This window comes from Microbacterium foliorum, assembly GCF_006385575.1.
GTDB lineage: Bacteria > Actinomycetota > Actinomycetes > Actinomycetales > Microbacteriaceae > Microbacterium > Microbacterium foliorum_B.
The window spans coordinates 1,801,981-1,816,757 of the sequence record NZ_CP041040.1 but is presented as its reverse complement, the minus strand read 5'-3'; the positions used below and the strand labels follow the sequence as shown (position 1 = coordinate 1,816,757).

Here is a 14,777-nt window from a genome sequence, read left to right as displayed (position 1 = left end):
AATGCGCCGACCGCGTCCGCTGTTCATTCAGCTGAATAGAAAGGGCTGACATGGGCATCGAGTTCGGGCTGGACACCTTCGGCGACATCACGAGAGGCGACGACGGCGAGCTTCTCACCGGGGCGCAGACGATCCGCAACATCGTCGATCAGGCGGAGCGAGCCGACAGCGTCGGAGTCGACTTCTTCGGCGTGGGGGAGCACCACCGCACGGAGTTCGCCGTGTCGGCGCCGGAGATGGTGCTCGCCACGATCGCCGGTCGCACGAAGAACATCCGCCTCGGCACTGCCGTCACGGTGCTGTCATCCGATGACCCGGTGCGCGTGTTCGAACGCTTCGCCACCCTCGACGCCCTCTCGAACGGACGCGCTGAGGTCGTGCTCGGCCGAGGGTCGTTCATCGAGTCCTTCCCACTCTTCGGCTACGACCTTCGCGACTACGACGCCCTCTTCGAGCAGAAGCTCGAGCTCTTCGTCGAGCTTCTCAAGGAGCAGCCGGTGACCTGGTCGGGGTCGATGCGCGCGTCGCTCGAGAACGCCGATGTCTTCCCCAAGACGGAGAACGGGCTGCGCACCTGGGTGGGGGTGGGCGGCAGCCCTGAGTCCGTCGTGCGCGTCGCCCGTCATGGACTCGGCCTCATGCTCGCGATCATCGGCGGACCCGCAGGGCGCTTCCGCCAGTTCGTCGACCTGTACCACCGCTCGGTGGCGTCGTTCGGCACGACCTCCCACCCCATCGCGGTGCACTCCCCGGGCCACATCGCCGATACCGATGAGGAAGCATGGGAGGCCGCATACTCCGGGTTCGAGGCGATGAACAACACCATCGGTCGCGAGCGGGGATGGCCTCCGTACAGCCGGGCTCGATTCCAGAACGACGTGGGTCCTGCCGGAGCCCTGTACGTCGGCTCGCCCGAGCGGGTCGCAGCCAAGATCGCCGACACCGTCACGACGCTCGGGCTCGGTCGCTTCGACATGAAGTACGCCACGGGCACGCTGTCACACGATGCGATGATGCGCAGCATCGAACTCTACGGCTCCGAGGTCATCCCTCGAGTGCACCGGCTGCTCGCAGATCGCGACTGACGCACAGCTCGGCACCGCGGCACCCCCCCTCTACGATGAAGGAATGGCCAACACCGCGCTGCCGAGCCGGGCGTCGATCGCCGGGCGTCTCGACGAGCTCCCGTTCACGCGCCGACACCTCCGGCTTCTCACCGGCTCGGGGGTCGGCTGGGCCCTGGACGCGATGGACGTCGGGCTCATCTCGTTCATTCTCGCGGCACTCACCCAGCAGTGGGGCCTGACGAAGACGGATGCGGGATGGATCGCATCCGTCGGCTTCATCGGCATGGCGATCGGCGCCACCCTCGGCGGCCTGCTCGCCGATCGGCTCGGGCGACGCCAGGTCTTCGCACTCACCCTGCTCGTCTACGGCGTCGCAACGGGAGCAAGCGCGCTCGTGAGCGGCCTCGCCGCCCTCCTCGTGCTGCGTTTCCTCGTCGGGCTGGGTCTCGGCGCCGAGCTTCCCGTAGCTTCCACGTACGTCAGCGAGTTCGCGCCCGCCCGCATCCGGGGCCGGCTGATCGTCATTCTCGAAGCGTTCTGGGCGCTGGGGTGGACGGCGGCCGCGCTGATCGGATTCTTCGTGATCCCCGCATCCGACGACGGATGGCGCTGGGCGTTCGCGCTCGGCGCGATCCCCGCGGTCTACGCACTGGTCATCCGGTGGGGGCTACCCGAGTCGCCCCGATGGCTCGCCTCGCGCGGGCGCATCGCCGAGGCCGACCGCATCGTCGCGACCTTCGAGGCGGACGCGGGCGTGGAGCCGGCGCCCGCGATCAGGAGAGAGCCGGCATCGCGCGCGATCGCCGTCACCACGCGAGCTCGGTTGACCACGCTGTGGAACGCGGAGTTCCGGGTGCGCACCATCTGCCTCTGGATCGTCTGGCTCTGCGTGAACTTCGCGTACTACGGCGCATTCATCTGGATCCCCAGCATCCTGGTCGATGCGGGATTCGATCTCGTCCGGTCCTTCGGTTTCACGCTCATCATCACTCTCGCTCAACTGCCGGGCTATGCTGTCGCCGCGTGGCTGATCGAGGTGTGGGGCAGGCGCACGACGCTGTCGGTCTTCCTCGTGGGCTCGGCCGTGTCGGCCGTCTTCTTCGGCACATCGACGACCGAGGCCGCCATCATCGCCTCGGGCATGGCCCTCTCGTTCTTCAATCTCGGCGCCTGGGGCGCGTTGTACGCCGTGACCCCCGAGATCTATCCGACCTCGTTGCGGGGGACAGGAGCGGGCTGGGCTGCGGGAGTCGGACGCATCGCGTCGATCGTCGCCCCGCTGGCCGTGCCGGTCGTGCTCGTCGCCGGGGGAGCAGCGGTGCTGTTCGCGGTATTCGGCGCGTGCTTCGTCGTTGCGGCAGCGGCGGCGTGGGGCTTGGTCGATCGCGGTGGAATGGCTCTCGACGACCGGTGATCGCCTCGGTGTCCGCGCGCGGGAATAGGCTGTCGAGGTGACAGAAGTACGTTATGTGGCCATCGGAGATTCCTTCACCGAGGGAGTGGGTGATCTTCTGCCCGACGGCCGTGAACGAGGGTGGGCCGACCTCGTGGCTCAGGGCTGGGCCGATGCCGCCGGCCACTCGATCAGCTACGCGAATCTCGCGATCCGCGGCAAGCTGGCTTGGCCGATCGTCGAGCAGCAGCTCGAACCCGCGCTCGCGCTGCGTCCCACGCATCTGTCGTTCAACGGCGGCGGCAACGACATGCTCCGACCGAGGACCGACCTCGAGCACATCGCCGACGCATTCAGTCGAGTACTGCGCCGGTGCGACGAAGAGGGCGTCACACTGATCCTTCTCTCCGGTGCGAATCCGAGTGGACAGCTTCCGATGGGGTCGCTCGTGCAGCGTCGCGGCGACCTGCTCTCCGACGCAGTGCTGCGCCGCGTCGAGGGTCGCGACGACGTCGTGCGTGCCCTGAACTGGCCCGATCGAGAGCTCGCCGATGCAAAGTACTGGTCCGAGGATCGACTCCACATGAACGCCGCCGGTCACCACCGTGTCGCCGCGCGGGTGCTCCACGGCCTGGGTTTCGAGCCGCCGTCGACGTGGTGGTCTCCGACCGCTCTCACCGCCGGCGGGCCGGCCGGCCTCGCCTACTACCGAGAATTCGTGGGCCCCTGGGTCAGACGGCGCGTCACTCGCACCTCGTCCGGTGACGGACGCGCGGCGAAGTACCCCGACTGGGTCGAGAGAGTTCCGCACGCGTGACCGACATCGAGATGCGCCGCATCGCAGGCGGCTCGGTCACCCTCCACGATGCGCGTCGCAAGGTCGAGCGGACCGTCGCCATCGAGGACTTCGAGATCGGGGTGTTCCCGGTCACCGAAGAGCAGCTCGCAGAGATCCTCCCCATCGCGTCACGGCATCCGCGGCGACCCGCAGTCGATGTGAGCTGGTTGCGCGCGATCCATTTCTGCAATGCCGCCTCCGAGTGGGAGGGGCTCGACCCGGTCTATCGGTTCGACGGCGAAGACGTCAGCTGGGATGCGACGGGCGACGGCTATCGACTGCCCACCGAGGCCGAGTGGGAGTACGCCTGCAGGGCGGGTTCAGTCGGTCCTCATTACGCGCCTCTCGCCGATGCCGCCTGGACGAGCGCCGATGCGGTCTCGGCCCCGCAGGATGTCGGTGGCAAGCTGCCGAACCTGCACGGCCTCTTCGACACCCTCGGCAACGTGTGGGAGTGGTGCTGGGATCTTCTGGACCCGGCCCGCTATGGCGAGTACCGCGTGTTCCGTGGTGGGGGATTCGACGACGATACGTGGAGCGTCCGGGCGTCCGTGCGGCGAGGGGGAGCGCCCCGGATGCATCATGAGGATGTCGGCCTGCGAGTCGCCAGAGGAGCCTTCGACACGCCCGATGAGGCGCAGGGCTGGTCAGCGCGAGCCGATCGCGAGCGGGCGGTCGTCGACGGTCCCGTGCCCTTCGGCTGGACGCCGTTGAGGCGACCCGGCCGCTGAGATCATCCTCGGTCGATCAGCTTCACCATGTAGTGGTTCGGATCGGCAGACGGCGCGAAGCCGTACTGCGCGTAGAGACCGCTCGCGGTGCTCGTGGCGAGCATGATGCGCTTGACCGTCGATGATTCGCGAAGGTCCTCCAGGACACCCTCGACGAGCATCTTTCCGACTCCGTGCCCTCGGGCCTCCTCGACGACGAACACGTCGCACAGCCACGCGAAGGTCACGCCGTCGGTCACGACCCGGGCGTACCCCACCTGCCGATCGCCCTCGTCGCGGATCGAGTAGTTGCGCGACGCGTCGATCGCGGCATCCTGAGTCGCGCGACTACGGCCCTTCGCCCAGTACGACTCCTCGCTCAGCCAGCGGTGCACCAGGCCACGGTCGATCAGGGCAGGGTCGTTCGAGAAGGTGAAGCTCGTGGGCATGAGCTTCATCCTAGAAGCAGTCAGCGACGCCTCTCGGGATCCAAGCCCATCCTGATGCGCGTGCGCTTGCGCTCGATCAGGATGAAGGTGACGCCGAGGATCCACAGCGGGATGGGCATGAGGAACGCGACACGGAATGCCTCCAGCGAGTACGTTTCCGGCGTTCCCGCGCCCTGCAGGTCGAGCGCGAGGCCGATGAGGAAGATCGCGATCAGAGCCGCGATGAACCCACCCGCGTTGGTCACTCCGGTCGCGGTGCTCAGGCGGTGCGACGGGTTGTGGGTCCTGGCGTGGTCGAAGGCGATCATGCTTGCCGGGCCTCCTGTCGCGAGAGCGACGGCCAACACGTAGAGCAGCCAGAGTGGAGCCGGTCCGGGCAGAGCGATGACGGCCACCCAGGCGACGAACTGGACCCCGACGGCAGGCAGGACGAGTGCGAGCGAACGCTGATTGGGCAGACGGCGCGAGAGGTCGCCGATGATGGGACCGAGCGCCATTCCGGCGACCACGTACACCGAGATGATGCCCGCCGCGTGCGCAGTGTCGAGGCCCTGGGCCGCGGTGAGGAAGGGCATTCCCCAGAGCAGGATGAATGCGGTGCCGGCGAACGGCGTGGTGAAGTGCGACCAGAAGGCGAGTCGGGTGCCGGGGTGAGCCCACGCCGCTCGGATGCCCACGCCGGTATCGATCGCCGAGGTGACTACGCGAATCACACCTGTGTCGGTGTTGACGGTCACATCAGCACCACGCTCGGCGGGGTGGTTGCGGATGACCAGCGCGACGAGGATCGTGAACAGGACACCGAGCCCCGCGATGCTGCCGAAAGTGATCGTCCACGTGGTCGCGTGCAGAAGCGCTGCGAGCGGGACGAGAGCGATCAGCTGACCCGCCTGACCGATGATGCCGGTGAACTGCACCATGATCGGTCCTCGCTGCGCGGGGAACCACGTGGCCACCAGCCGGAGCACGGCGGGGAAGACCGCCGCGTCGCCGGCACCGAGCAGGATGCGGGCGAAGATCGCGATCCCGATGCCGGGGGAGAGGGCCATCGTGAGCTGGCCGGCTGCCATGAGCAGCATGCCGATCGTCATTATGGGGCGCGAGCCGAAGCGGTCGAGCAGGATGCCGATGGGTATCTGCATGCCGCCGTAGACGGCGAGCTGAACCACGGCGAACAGGGCGAGGGTCGACGCATCCGCCTGGAATCGATCGGCGGCCTCTACTCCGACCGCGCCGAGCGACGTGCGATTGGTGATGGCGAGAACGTAGGCGGCGACACCCACGCCCCAGATGAGCCAGGCTCTCCATCCCGGGGTGGTCACGGGGGAGCGGGGAACCTGTTGCACTCCTCCCACGGTACTCCTCGCGGGAGAACCTCCCGACGCACGGACGGCTCGAGCATGGGGTGCCGGATGTCCGATGCTCTCGATACCGTGGCCGCATGACACCCCTACCCGTGCACCACTCCATCAACTACGTCGAGCTCGTCGTCAATGATCTCGAGACAGCCAAGCGCTTCTATCGAGATGCGTTCGGCTGGGTCTTCGTGGACTACGGTCCCGCCTACGCGGGTATCGCCTCGCTGACCGGAGACGGCTCGGAGGTCGGCGGTCTGCTGCTCTCCGACCAGGGGCGTCCGCCCGGGGGGCCGCTCGTGCTGCTGTACTCCGACGATCTCGACGCCACGCAGCAGGCGATCGCCGACGCAGGCGGCGCGGTCACCCAGGGGCCCTACGAGTTCCCGGGTGGGCGACGACTGCACTTCATCGACCCGAGCGGCAACGAGCTGGGAGTCTGGGCTGCACAGTGACGACAGAATGAGGGAGTGACGTCGCATCCTCATTCTCATCCACCGTACGACGAGCTCCGTCTGTCGATCCGTGTCCGTGAATCGACCTGGGATGACGCCGATACAACCGCGGTGAGTGAGCTCGTCGGCACGTATCTGCTCCAGACCGAAACGGAGAAGCTCGAGCACGGTCAGGCCGAATCGCCTGCACCGCTGACATCGCTGCCGACGAGGTACGCGCGGGAGCTGGAGGATCCGAACGCCGCCTACGCGGACTGCACGACCCTGCTCGCGATCACCGAGCAGGTGGCCGTCGGGGTGGTGATCGTTCGGATCGATGGGGGAGAGGCTGAGATCAAGCGCCTCTGGGCAGATCCGAACCTCCGAGGGCGAGGAGTCGGATCCGCGTTGTTGGATGCGGCCCTCACGCTGACGTCCGGGCGGGTACGCCTGTCGGTCTGGGAGTGGCGCGCACCGGCGATCCGACTCTACGAATCTCGTGGTTTCAAGCGCGTCGCGTCGTGGGACGAACGCGAGGGACTCGTTTGCATGGAGAGACCCGCAAACACTTTGCCATTGCGCTTACCATCCTCGTGGTGAATACTTTTCTACATGGCTAACCATCAGGACGTGAACGGAGTCTTCCTCGCGCTTGCGGATCCGACTCGTCGCGAGGTCGTTCGCACACTCGGTCGCGGCCCGGCGAGCGTGGGCGAGCTCGCGCAGCCCTTCCCCATCACGCTTCCGTCATTCATGAAGCACATCCGCGCTCTGGAGGAGAGCGGGCTCATCCGCACTTCCAAAACCGGGCGCGTGCGCACCTGCACACTTGATCGCGACCGTCTTGCGGTCGTGGGGCACTGGCTCGACGAGCAACGGCGGATCTGGGATGACCGCACCGACCGCCTCGAATCCCTGATGGCCGATCTGGAGGAGAATCGATGACCAGCACAGCACTCGACCCGCGACTCGACCTGACCCTGGAGAGGACGATCCGGGCATCACCGTCGTCGGTGTGGCGGGCCTGGACCGACCCAGAGCTTCTCGCACGGTGGTGGGTTCCTGCCCCCATGCAGGCACGGATCGATCGACTGGACGTGCAACCCGGTGGCGATTTCGTCACCAGCATGCGTGAGGCTGCGGGGGAGTACATCCCACATACGGATGGGATCTTCCTCGTCGTGGAGCCCGAGAGACGATTGGTCTTCACCAACGCCATCGACAGCTCCTGGCGTCCGGCGAAGCCGGAACCCGTCTCGATGACGGCGGAGATCACCCTCGACGAACATGCCGAGGGCACGACGTACCGCGTGATCCTACGTCATGGCGATCCCGCTGCCCGGAATCTGCATGAAGGCCTCGGCTTCTTCGAGGGCTGGGGCTCGGTCACATCAGCTCTCGCCGAACTCGTCGAGGCCGGATCGGCGACATGAGTATGAACGCCGACCTCCGGGCGCGGGGCGCGCTGAGCGGGGCGACGCTCCGCACCGACCGTTTGACCCTCCGGCCACAGGCGGTTACGGATGCGGAGGTCTTCCACCGGTTGTGGACCGAACGCGACGAGCGCGTGCCGGCTCACCGGAAGCTCGATGCTGACGGCCGCCCCACGGTCTCCGAGATAGCGGCCGACATCGCGAACAAGGGAAGGGAGCGCTCCGACCTGCTGTCTGTAGAGGACGCCGCGACCGGCGAGGTCTACGGCTACTGCGGACTCATCTTCGAGGGCAACGGAGCAGAGGGCGAGCCGGAGATCGCCTTCGAACTCCTGCGCAGCGCCCACAATCGCGGGTATGCGACAGAGGCCGCCACGGCCGTTCTCACGTGGGCCGGTTCAGCGGGGCACGAGCGAGCGTGGGCAAGCGTCTGGGAATGGAATGTCGCCTCACGCCGCGTGCTCACGAAGCTCGGATTCGTGGACTCAGGCAATGATCGCGCCGCGAGCGAGCACGGGCGGGACATCCTGACAGTGACGGCGCTGAATCCGACGCCCACCGTCGTCGCTCCGACGCACGGCGGTCTCTGAATGACGGACCACGTCGCCGTCGTCGAGCATAATGCCCTGTCCGAATCGCAATCGGCGGGGCTGAGAGAACTCTTCGATCGTGAGTACCGAGCGGAGTACGGAGAGTGGAACCCTGACCGCCCATACGGGTATTCGCCGGCAGATGTCCACACGGTGCTCTTCCGTGACTCGATCGCGGTCGCGCACGTCGGCTTTCAACGGCGCCTCATACGCGTCGGCGCACGGGACGTCGCGGTCGCAGGAACCGGGGGAGTACTGGTTCATCCGGGCTGGCGATCCGACGGCGTCGGCCGGCGTGTGATGACCCACGCCCAGCAGGCGATGCGCGACGACGATCGAGTCGACTTCGGCTACCTCGGGTGCCGTGAGGAGGTCGCCTCGTTCTACGAGCGCACCGGTTGGTCGCGGGTGAATGCCGTGGAGCGTCATGTGTCGATGGTCGACGCGAACGAAACGGTGACCTCTTCAGCGGGGCCGATACTCGTCTTCGCGGCCGGCTCGGGTGTTGACGCAGATCCGTGGCCGCTGGGCGACATCGACCTGCGAGGCACTCCATGGTGACCTAGCGAGGCGGACACATGTTCAACAGCCAGATGCAGCCCGCAGACACCTGACTCCGGTGCGGGGCGCACTCGGAGGCGTCTTCACCGCTGCGGGCGCCGGTTAGTCGTGACAGCAATGGGAGTATGACTGGCTTCGACACCGCTGATCTACAAGCGAAGGGGAGGTCGATCCAGACGCGACTGGATATCCGGCGTATCACTTCGGGGACTATTCGCCCTCATTCCGCCGGCGGTCGTGAGCGTTGAAGGCTGAGGTCCTTCAGGGGTCGAAGTCACCAGGAGGGCGGGCGACTGTTCGTCGCTCCATCGTGGGCCTTTGAAGTGAGTGAGCAGCGTTGACGGCGCGCGACCGCCTCGGGCGCGGCTGCGGTCGAAACCGGAGGTGGCTGGCTGACAGGAGTCCGCAGTCAAGCGCTCTTCGTTCTGCCCGGTGTTGCCGCGCGTGCTGCGGCTCGCCATCCTCCGATGATTCGCATGATGGCGTCGAAGTCTTGCCGCTTTGCCGCTTCTCCGAGGGGGTGGAACATCGCGAGAACGCTCGCGTCTCCAATGCCGGCAAGCCAACGTGTGTACTCCTCGCGACTCGCCTCACCGTCTTCAGCAACCATCATCTGCGCAATGTCCACGCGAAGCGCGGTCGCTTGCAGCCGTTGGCTAGCGCGAAGCGCTGCTGAGTCTGATCCCGCAACCATCCATGCGTCGTTCGCGGATTCGTACCCTGCACTGACATCGAGACGTGGGCGCAGCTCCGGAAGATCCACGCGACCCGCAATCAGGATCGGTAGTGCGATTCGCCTGACCCATTCTTCGATCTCTCGTAGCTCCCACATCAGGGCGCGGAGTTCGGAGGTGTGAGGGCGTCGGACAGCGACCTGCGGCCAAACGGAGATCCCTTCAACCTTGCCGCGGGGTACGGCAGCGATGACTGACCCGACGCCCCCCAAGTTCATGAGCTTCTGTGGGCTCGTCGCGAGGGGCGGAATCGTGCATGACCTTCCCCACACGCACTGCCGTGACGGTCGGCGCCTGGTGCTTGGCGGCGTTCGTGTGTGTGACGAGTCGGCGAAGCGGATGCATGTCGACGTCGCGGCGATTCCACGGCTGCAAGCGAGCAAGCCGCTCTCCAAGCTCGCTACCGCGAGCCAACAGTTCGTGCGACTTGCGGTGCTTGTGTCGAGTCCACGCGTCGAAGGCAACTTCTGAACCGGTAGATGGAACTTCGACTGCCCGAGCTTCGTCGAGGGTGAGTTCCCGCGTGAGTCGATGCCGAAGCTCGGCTCCCAGCGTGTGCTCCATCGCATTCCGCAGCTGATTGAGTGCGTCCGCAAAGAGGCGGGGCACCGCTTCGGGAAGCGGAGCGATGCCAGCGAGGACGACTTCCTCGTGAGTTGGAGTCAACCGCGAACGCAGATCGAGCGGGCCGGGGCTTCGAAGGTAGGTCTCGAGAATGCCGGCCATCTTGTCGATGGTGGCATCGACATGAGCGACTGTGTAGAGCGCGTGGTGCTGGTGGTCAGGCAGCCAGAACAGGGGATCGGTCATTCGTTTGCATTCGGTTGGCGTCGGTTCGGTGGTTTAGTCCGGAGCGGCCGTAGGTCGCTGGCGTATGTGACTAGCGAGTGGCCGTGCGTTCCGGTTCTGGTTCGGTAGCGGTCAGTCGTAACTTCTATGCACGTGCCAGCCGTCTTCGGCCTTGAAGACGTCGAAGACGAACGAGCACCCTTCGTCGTCAGTGGCTTGGAGTCTCCATCCATAGAGTCCGCGGTGACGCGATTGCGACGCGCTCCAGATCGAGTCGCGCAGCCGGGTGGGTGTGTCCGAGACTTTCCATCGGCGCCCCGCGAACACCATCCGCGCGGGGATGTCGTGGACCATCCATATGGTGGCAGGTGGGTGAGTGGCAGCCGTCCGCATAACATCAAGAATAGAACAAGTGTTCGAAGGTTGCTACGGCTAAACGAAGGCCGGGAGAGGAGTCGGCATGGGGTCAAGCACGCGGCTGGCGGCGCATTACGACATGCGCGCCCAACACCGTGAAAGCCTTGCGGCGGCACGCGCGGTACCGCTTGAATCGCTGACAGACCGCGAGCTCTCGCTGCGCGAGCAACCGGTGACGATCTTCGCGATGCGCGCAGAGAAGTCGCGACTTCGATATGAATAGAGGGTTCATCCATCGATTCGCGTTTCGCGCGCGGCAGAGAAAGCGGGAGCGAATGGACGTCAACGAAGCGCCGAGCGCGGATTCGAGCGGGAGCGAGCGCGCGCGTCCGCTCATCCCTCTGACCCCTGACTACAACGCAGATCGACATGGCACCTACGCGGACGCGCTGGAACAGGCGATTCGAGGCGGTGAGGTATCGAACGTTGCGCTTGCCGGGTCGTATGGGTCCGGCAAGTCGAGCATCCTACGCAGCATCGTCGACCGGTTCCCCGGCCAGGTCGTGGAAGTTGCGCTCTCTCCGTTGCCTGCGTCGGGTGCCACGTCGGAACCTGATGAGGGCGACTTCCAGAAGGAGATCGTCAAGCAACTGCTGTACGTCGTGGATCCTGCTCGTGCTCGAGCCTCCAAGTTCCCGCGCGCGTCGAAAGACCGATGGGTGCGCTCCATCGGATGGGCGCTCGGTGTCGGCGTCGTGGGCGTTGCACTGCAGACGATAGTGGCCGTAGCCGTGGTTCTTCTCGGCGGCGGGCAGCTGACGCTTGACCTGGCAATGTCTGCGGCGACGTTCATCGCCGTCACGGCACTGGCGTTCACGTTCCGCGTTCTTACGGCGGGTCAGTGGTCCATACGAGACATCAAGGCAGGGCCGACGGGTCTCACCATCAGCAAGGAAGAAGTCACTTACTTCGATAAGTACCTGGACGAGATCGTCTACTTCTTCCAACTATCGAAGAAGCGAGTGGTCGTCTTCGAGGACATGGACCGGTTCGGAGGCACTGAGATCTTCGCGAGCCTGCGCGCTCTCAACCTCCTGCTCAACAACGCTGCGCAATTGAAACCGCGCTTGGTCTTCTCAGCTCTGGACCGCTTGCGAGAGTCGAGAGGTGGGCACCGAGGTCAACACCGACCGTTGGTTGACGGTCCCATAGTGTTCATCTATGCGGTTCGGGATTCACTGATTCCCGTGCCCACGAGCAGTGCCCTGGAAGGGGCCGACACCGACCCGTTTGTCCGCACCAAGTTCTTCGATCTCATCGTTCCTGTCGTTCCGTTCGTGACCCCCAGCAATGCGCGCGAAACGCTGACGAAGGAGTTCGAAAGTCTTGGTGAGCACGGTGTGAGTTCCGAACTGCGACAGGCGGTGGCGCAGTACTTTCCGGATCTACGGCAACTCCGCAACATCCGCAACGAGTTCCAGATCTACCGGGAGAGGTTACTCCGGCCGGGAAGGTCGCTCGACCAACTCGATCCGGACCGGTTGTTCGCTCTCATCGCATACAAGAATGCTGACCCCGCGGACTTCGAGATGATTCGGTTGGGGACCAGCAAGCTCGATCACGCCCGCGACTTCGCGGCGCTGCTGCGCGCAGAGCATCTCGCGGCCGTGACGGCGCGGCTCGAGGTACCAACAGCAGATCGTCTTCGCGAACACGCTGCCCGCTTCGGGCAGACGCTTGCTTCCCGCTGCCAGGTCCTGGGCGTTTCACTCAGCAATTTCGACACCGGCGTTTACTTCACCGAGGAGCAGCTAACGTCGCTAGATGTGCTTCGCGACATCGCCAGCGAAACGCTGCGAGTCGGTTCGAACGGGAGCCTCATGGCGGTCGAGGTCGTGGAAGCTGTCAGCGGGATGTCCCTGAACTTCGCGCGGCAGACGAGTTCTGACGGTATAGAGCTCGAACGCGAGCAGCTCAGGGAAGAGCAGACCGCTCTTGAACACGCGACGTGGAGATCGCTCTACGACATGGCCCAGTATGCCTACACAGCCAACTCGGGCGGAGACAGCCGCTTCGCGTCATTCGACGGTTACAACTTTGCCAGATATGTCCATAAACGCTTCGGAGAGGGGCTCGTGCCAGGGCTTATATCTCGCAACATGCTCACGCGAGACTTTGCCCTACTTATCACGGAGTACGCCGGCCAGCACATCAGCGTCACCGCTCGAAGCTTCGTGAACGGTGTGCTGGAGAATCCAGTGAGGACTGTCGGAGCGTCGATTTCTGGCGCAGACGTCGACCAGATACTCCAGGAGTACACCGAGGACATCCTGTCCAGAAGGGGGATGGTCAACGTCTTCGTCCTCGACCACCTCCTTGCCCATCGTTACAGCTCGGCGGATCGCGTCGTCAGGCAACTCGTCCAGATGACACCTGAGGATGAGACCTTCCTCGACGCGTACTTCTCCAACGCGGTCGAAAGTGGCGGTGCAGATGCGTCGCGGGAGTTGGTCTTGGCGTTGGCCCGGAGTTCAGGGGCGATCCTCGACTACTTAGCGCGATCCGCGATTTTCGAACCCGCCCAATGCTTGGACCTATTTGGACGAGCTCTCGGGGTCGTGCGGATCTCGACACTCTCGAACTCCGACTTGGTTGCCGCTAGGGTCTACGCGGCTCAGCGTCAGGACGAGTTCAAGGTTCTGAGGGAAGCGGGGCAAGTAGCCGCCAACGCGGCCGCGGCCGTGGTGCGACTGGGGGTGACAATTCAAGACGTCGAACGGCTGTCCATGGATGCACGCGACGTCATCTTGCAGCTCAGGGGTTTCGCGCTTACGTCGCACAACCTAGCGGTCCTCAACGATGTGACTCCTTTGGGATCCTTGGCACTGGACGGGCTGATGCATGCCAACCGACCTCTCTACGACGCAGTTATCGAGCGGCTTGACGAGTACTTGGCTCTAGACGGTTCCCAGGTCGACCTCTCCATCAAGGCCGCCGCCGGCCTGTTGGATGTGCTTACTAGCCTCGATGACCAGATTGCTGATAATGAGTCCGCTCGTGCGAGTCTTCGTGCGGTCGCTGAGCTTGCCTCGGCAGACGTCGCCGTAGATGACGTTCGTGACTTGCCGCCCCGTGTAGTCGACGCGCTCTTCAGCACGTTCCGAGCAGCACCGTCGGTTCGCAACCTCACCGAAGTTACGAGCGCTGGCAGACTCCCCGTGAGTGTCGCGCAGTTTCTCGTTCACGAGCGTCGGGTGGACTCAGCTACGGCGACGTCAGGAGAATGCTCCTGGCTGGCGAACCGAATCGTTGAGCTTGCAACCGCACACTCCGACGAGCTTCCGCCCAAGATTGTCGTCGAGATTCTCGGGTCCTTCCAGCTCCAGGAACCCCTAGACATATCCGTTATCGCCAAGGCTCCCGCGGCTCTGGTGGCCGCCCTCACCCGCGCGATGTATGTCAGCGCGAATGAGCTCCTAAGCATCGTCAAGCCTTCGAGCCCATGGGAGCTGCGAGAAGCATTACTCGAGCAGTTCCCCGAGGGCGCGTGGGAACTCGCCGTTCCACTCGTAAGTACCAGCGACGTTCCGGCGCTGCTCGCAAACCGGGCGATCTCGACCGGCACCAAGCAAGAGGCGCTTCAGCACGTGACCTTCCTATTCGAGTCCACTGGAGGAGACACGAGTGCCGCCGCCGACGCCCTAGTCGCATTCGCTGACAGACACGGGTCCCGCGTACTTGCTACCGACCTTGCCGCCTTGGCTAGCCATACGACCGAGCCCGTACGCATCCTCAGAATCATGCTCCTGGATGTCAACGAGGACAGTTGGGACCTGGCTTTCTACATCCTTGGTGAACTGGGTGAGCCGTACGCCGCGATATTTGATCTCAATCTGAACTCGCCAAAGTTCCCGGCCGACAAGACACACCGCAGATTCCTCCGACGTCTCGAAGAGCGCGGATATGTTTACCAACTCCCGCAAAAGAATGGTGAGGAGTTCTTGTCGGTAAAGCGAATCCGCTGACGCGGGGGGTCTGCGCACCATGGCAGTCTGTGGGGCGCGCGG

General features: G+C 64.8%; 15 protein-coding genes. 12 read left to right on the top strand and 3 right to left on the bottom strand.

Annotated features, from left to right (window positions below):
• Positions 1 to 50 precede the first annotated feature (50 nt).
• The 4 genes from FIV50_RS08695 to FIV50_RS08680 are packed head-to-tail and all read left to right on the top strand — an operon-like array spanning position 51 to position 4,029.
• Positions 51 to 1,085, top strand: coding sequence for an LLM class flavin-dependent oxidoreductase (locus tag FIV50_RS08695; protein ID WP_140037097.1), 1,035 nt, complete (start codon positions 51 to 53; stop codon positions 1,083 to 1,085).
• A 43-nt stretch (positions 1,086 to 1,128) separates the two neighbouring features.
• The gene (locus tag FIV50_RS08690) at positions 1,129 to 2,481 is read left to right on the top strand and encodes an MFS transporter (protein WP_140037096.1); all 1,353 of its coding nucleotides are present in this window, start codon (positions 1,129 to 1,131) and stop codon (positions 2,479 to 2,481) included.
• A gap of 37 nt (positions 2,482 to 2,518) precedes the next feature.
• Positions 2,519 to 3,277, top strand: a complete 759-nt coding sequence (locus FIV50_RS08685) for an SGNH/GDSL hydrolase family protein (RefSeq protein ID WP_140037095.1) — start codon at positions 2,519 to 2,521, stop codon at positions 3,275 to 3,277.
• A gap of 11 nt (positions 3,278 to 3,288) precedes the next feature.
• Positions 3,289 to 4,029 (top strand): formylglycine-generating enzyme family protein, encoded by a 741-nt coding sequence (locus FIV50_RS08680; RefSeq protein ID WP_140038696.1) that lies wholly within the window; start codon positions 3,289 to 3,291, stop codon positions 4,027 to 4,029.
• A 2-nt stretch (positions 4,030 to 4,031) separates the two neighbouring features.
• Here FIV50_RS08680 and FIV50_RS08675 read toward each other — a convergent pair whose 3' ends face one another.
• Both FIV50_RS08675 and FIV50_RS08670 read right to left on the bottom strand, forming a co-directional pair.
• A complete protein-coding gene (locus tag FIV50_RS08675; protein WP_219846212.1) occupies positions 4,032 to 4,457 on the bottom strand; it encodes a GNAT family N-acetyltransferase in 426 nt (141 codons plus the stop codon).
• A gap of 20 nt (positions 4,458 to 4,477) precedes the next feature.
• Positions 4,478 to 5,803 (bottom strand): MFS transporter, encoded by a 1,326-nt coding sequence (locus FIV50_RS08670; protein WP_140038695.1) that lies wholly within the window; start codon positions 5,801 to 5,803, stop codon positions 4,478 to 4,480.
• 95 nt (positions 5,804 to 5,898) lie between these two features.
• Between FIV50_RS08670 and FIV50_RS08665 the strand changes: the two genes are divergently transcribed.
• Genes FIV50_RS08665 through FIV50_RS08640 form a run of 6 tightly spaced genes read left to right on the top strand, consistent with a single transcriptional unit; the run spans position 5,899 to position 8,830 of the window.
• Positions 5,899 to 6,267 carry a VOC family protein gene (locus tag FIV50_RS08665; RefSeq protein ID WP_140037093.1) on the top strand — a complete coding sequence of 123 codons (369 nt, stop codon included), beginning with the start codon at positions 5,899 to 5,901 and terminating at the stop codon, positions 6,265 to 6,267.
• Between the two features lie 15 nt (positions 6,268 to 6,282).
• Positions 6,283 to 6,846: a GNAT family N-acetyltransferase gene (locus FIV50_RS08660; protein ID WP_219846211.1), complete on the top strand. Its 564-nt coding sequence runs from the start codon at positions 6,283 to 6,285 to the stop codon at positions 6,844 to 6,846.
• Between the two features lie 12 nt (positions 6,847 to 6,858).
• Positions 6,859 to 7,191 carry an ArsR/SmtB family transcription factor gene (locus tag FIV50_RS08655; RefSeq protein ID WP_140037092.1) on the top strand — a complete coding sequence of 111 codons (333 nt, stop codon included), beginning with the start codon at positions 6,859 to 6,861 and terminating at the stop codon, positions 7,189 to 7,191.
• Positions 7,188 to 7,679, top strand: coding sequence for an SRPBCC domain-containing protein (locus tag FIV50_RS08650; protein WP_140037091.1), 492 nt, complete (start codon positions 7,188 to 7,190; stop codon positions 7,677 to 7,679). The genes FIV50_RS08655 and FIV50_RS08650 overlap by 4 nt, the downstream gene beginning before the upstream one ends.
• Entirely contained in the window at positions 7,676 to 8,269 is a 594-nt protein-coding gene (locus tag FIV50_RS08645; protein ID WP_258184486.1) for a GNAT family N-acetyltransferase, read from the top strand. The genes FIV50_RS08650 and FIV50_RS08645 overlap by 4 nt, the downstream gene beginning before the upstream one ends.
• Entirely contained in the window at positions 8,270 to 8,830 is a 561-nt protein-coding gene (locus FIV50_RS08640) for a GNAT family N-acetyltransferase (RefSeq protein ID WP_140037090.1), read from the top strand.
• Positions 8,831 to 9,726: 896 nt separating this feature from the next.
• Here FIV50_RS08640 and FIV50_RS08635 read toward each other — a convergent pair.
• The gene (locus FIV50_RS08635; RefSeq protein ID WP_140037089.1) at positions 9,727 to 10,374 is read right to left on the bottom strand and encodes a hypothetical protein; all 648 of its coding nucleotides are present in this window, start codon (positions 10,372 to 10,374) and stop codon (positions 9,727 to 9,729) included.
• 439 nt (positions 10,375 to 10,813) lie between these two features.
• Here FIV50_RS08635 and FIV50_RS08625 point away from each other — a divergent pair, with 439 nt between their 5' ends.
• Together FIV50_RS08625 and FIV50_RS08620 are read left to right on the top strand one after the other, a co-directional pair.
• Positions 10,814 to 10,993, top strand: coding sequence for a hypothetical protein (locus FIV50_RS08625; protein WP_140037087.1), 180 nt, complete (start codon positions 10,814 to 10,816; stop codon positions 10,991 to 10,993).
• Between the two features lie 52 nt (positions 10,994 to 11,045).
• On the top strand, positions 11,046 to 14,735 hold the full coding sequence (locus FIV50_RS08620) for a YobI family P-loop NTPase (RefSeq protein ID WP_140037086.1): 3,690 nt from the start codon (positions 11,046 to 11,048) through the stop codon (positions 14,733 to 14,735).
• The last annotated feature ends 42 nt before the right edge of the window (positions 14,736 to 14,777 follow it).

Excerpts from the sequence above, each read along its gene's own strand:
- FIV50_RS08650 (WP_140037091.1), top strand. The coding sequence starts at position 7,188 with ATGACCAGCACAGCACTCGACCCGCGACTCGACCTGACCCTGGAGAGG.
- FIV50_RS08645 (WP_258184486.1), top strand. The coding sequence starts at position 7,676 with ATGAGTATGAACGCCGACCTCCGGGCGCGGGGCGCGCTGAGCGGGGCG.
- FIV50_RS08680 (WP_140038696.1), top strand. The coding sequence starts at position 3,289 with ATGCGCCGCATCGCAGGCGGCTCGGTCACCCTCCACGATGCGCGTCGC.
- FIV50_RS08655 (WP_140037092.1), top strand. The coding sequence starts at position 6,859 with ATGGCTAACCATCAGGACGTGAACGGAGTCTTCCTCGCGCTTGCGGAT.
- FIV50_RS08675 (WP_219846212.1), bottom strand. The coding sequence starts at position 4,457 with ATGCCCACGAGCTTCACCTTCTCGAACGACCCTGCCCTGATCGACCGT.
- FIV50_RS08640 (WP_140037090.1), top strand. The coding sequence starts at position 8,270 with ATGACGGACCACGTCGCCGTCGTCGAGCATAATGCCCTGTCCGAATCG.
- FIV50_RS08635 (WP_140037089.1), bottom strand. The coding sequence starts at position 10,374 with ATGACCGATCCCCTGTTCTGGCTGCCTGACCACCAGCACCACGCGCTC.
- FIV50_RS08625 (WP_140037087.1), top strand. The coding sequence starts at position 10,814 with ATGGGGTCAAGCACGCGGCTGGCGGCGCATTACGACATGCGCGCCCAA.
- FIV50_RS08690 (WP_140037096.1), top strand. The coding sequence starts at position 1,129 with ATGGCCAACACCGCGCTGCCGAGCCGGGCGTCGATCGCCGGGCGTCTC.
- FIV50_RS08665 (WP_140037093.1), top strand. The coding sequence starts at position 5,899 with ATGACACCCCTACCCGTGCACCACTCCATCAACTACGTCGAGCTCGTC.
- FIV50_RS08620 (WP_140037086.1), top strand. The coding sequence starts at position 11,046 with ATGGACGTCAACGAAGCGCCGAGCGCGGATTCGAGCGGGAGCGAGCGC.
- FIV50_RS08695 (WP_140037097.1), top strand. The coding sequence starts at position 51 with ATGGGCATCGAGTTCGGGCTGGACACCTTCGGCGACATCACGAGAGGC.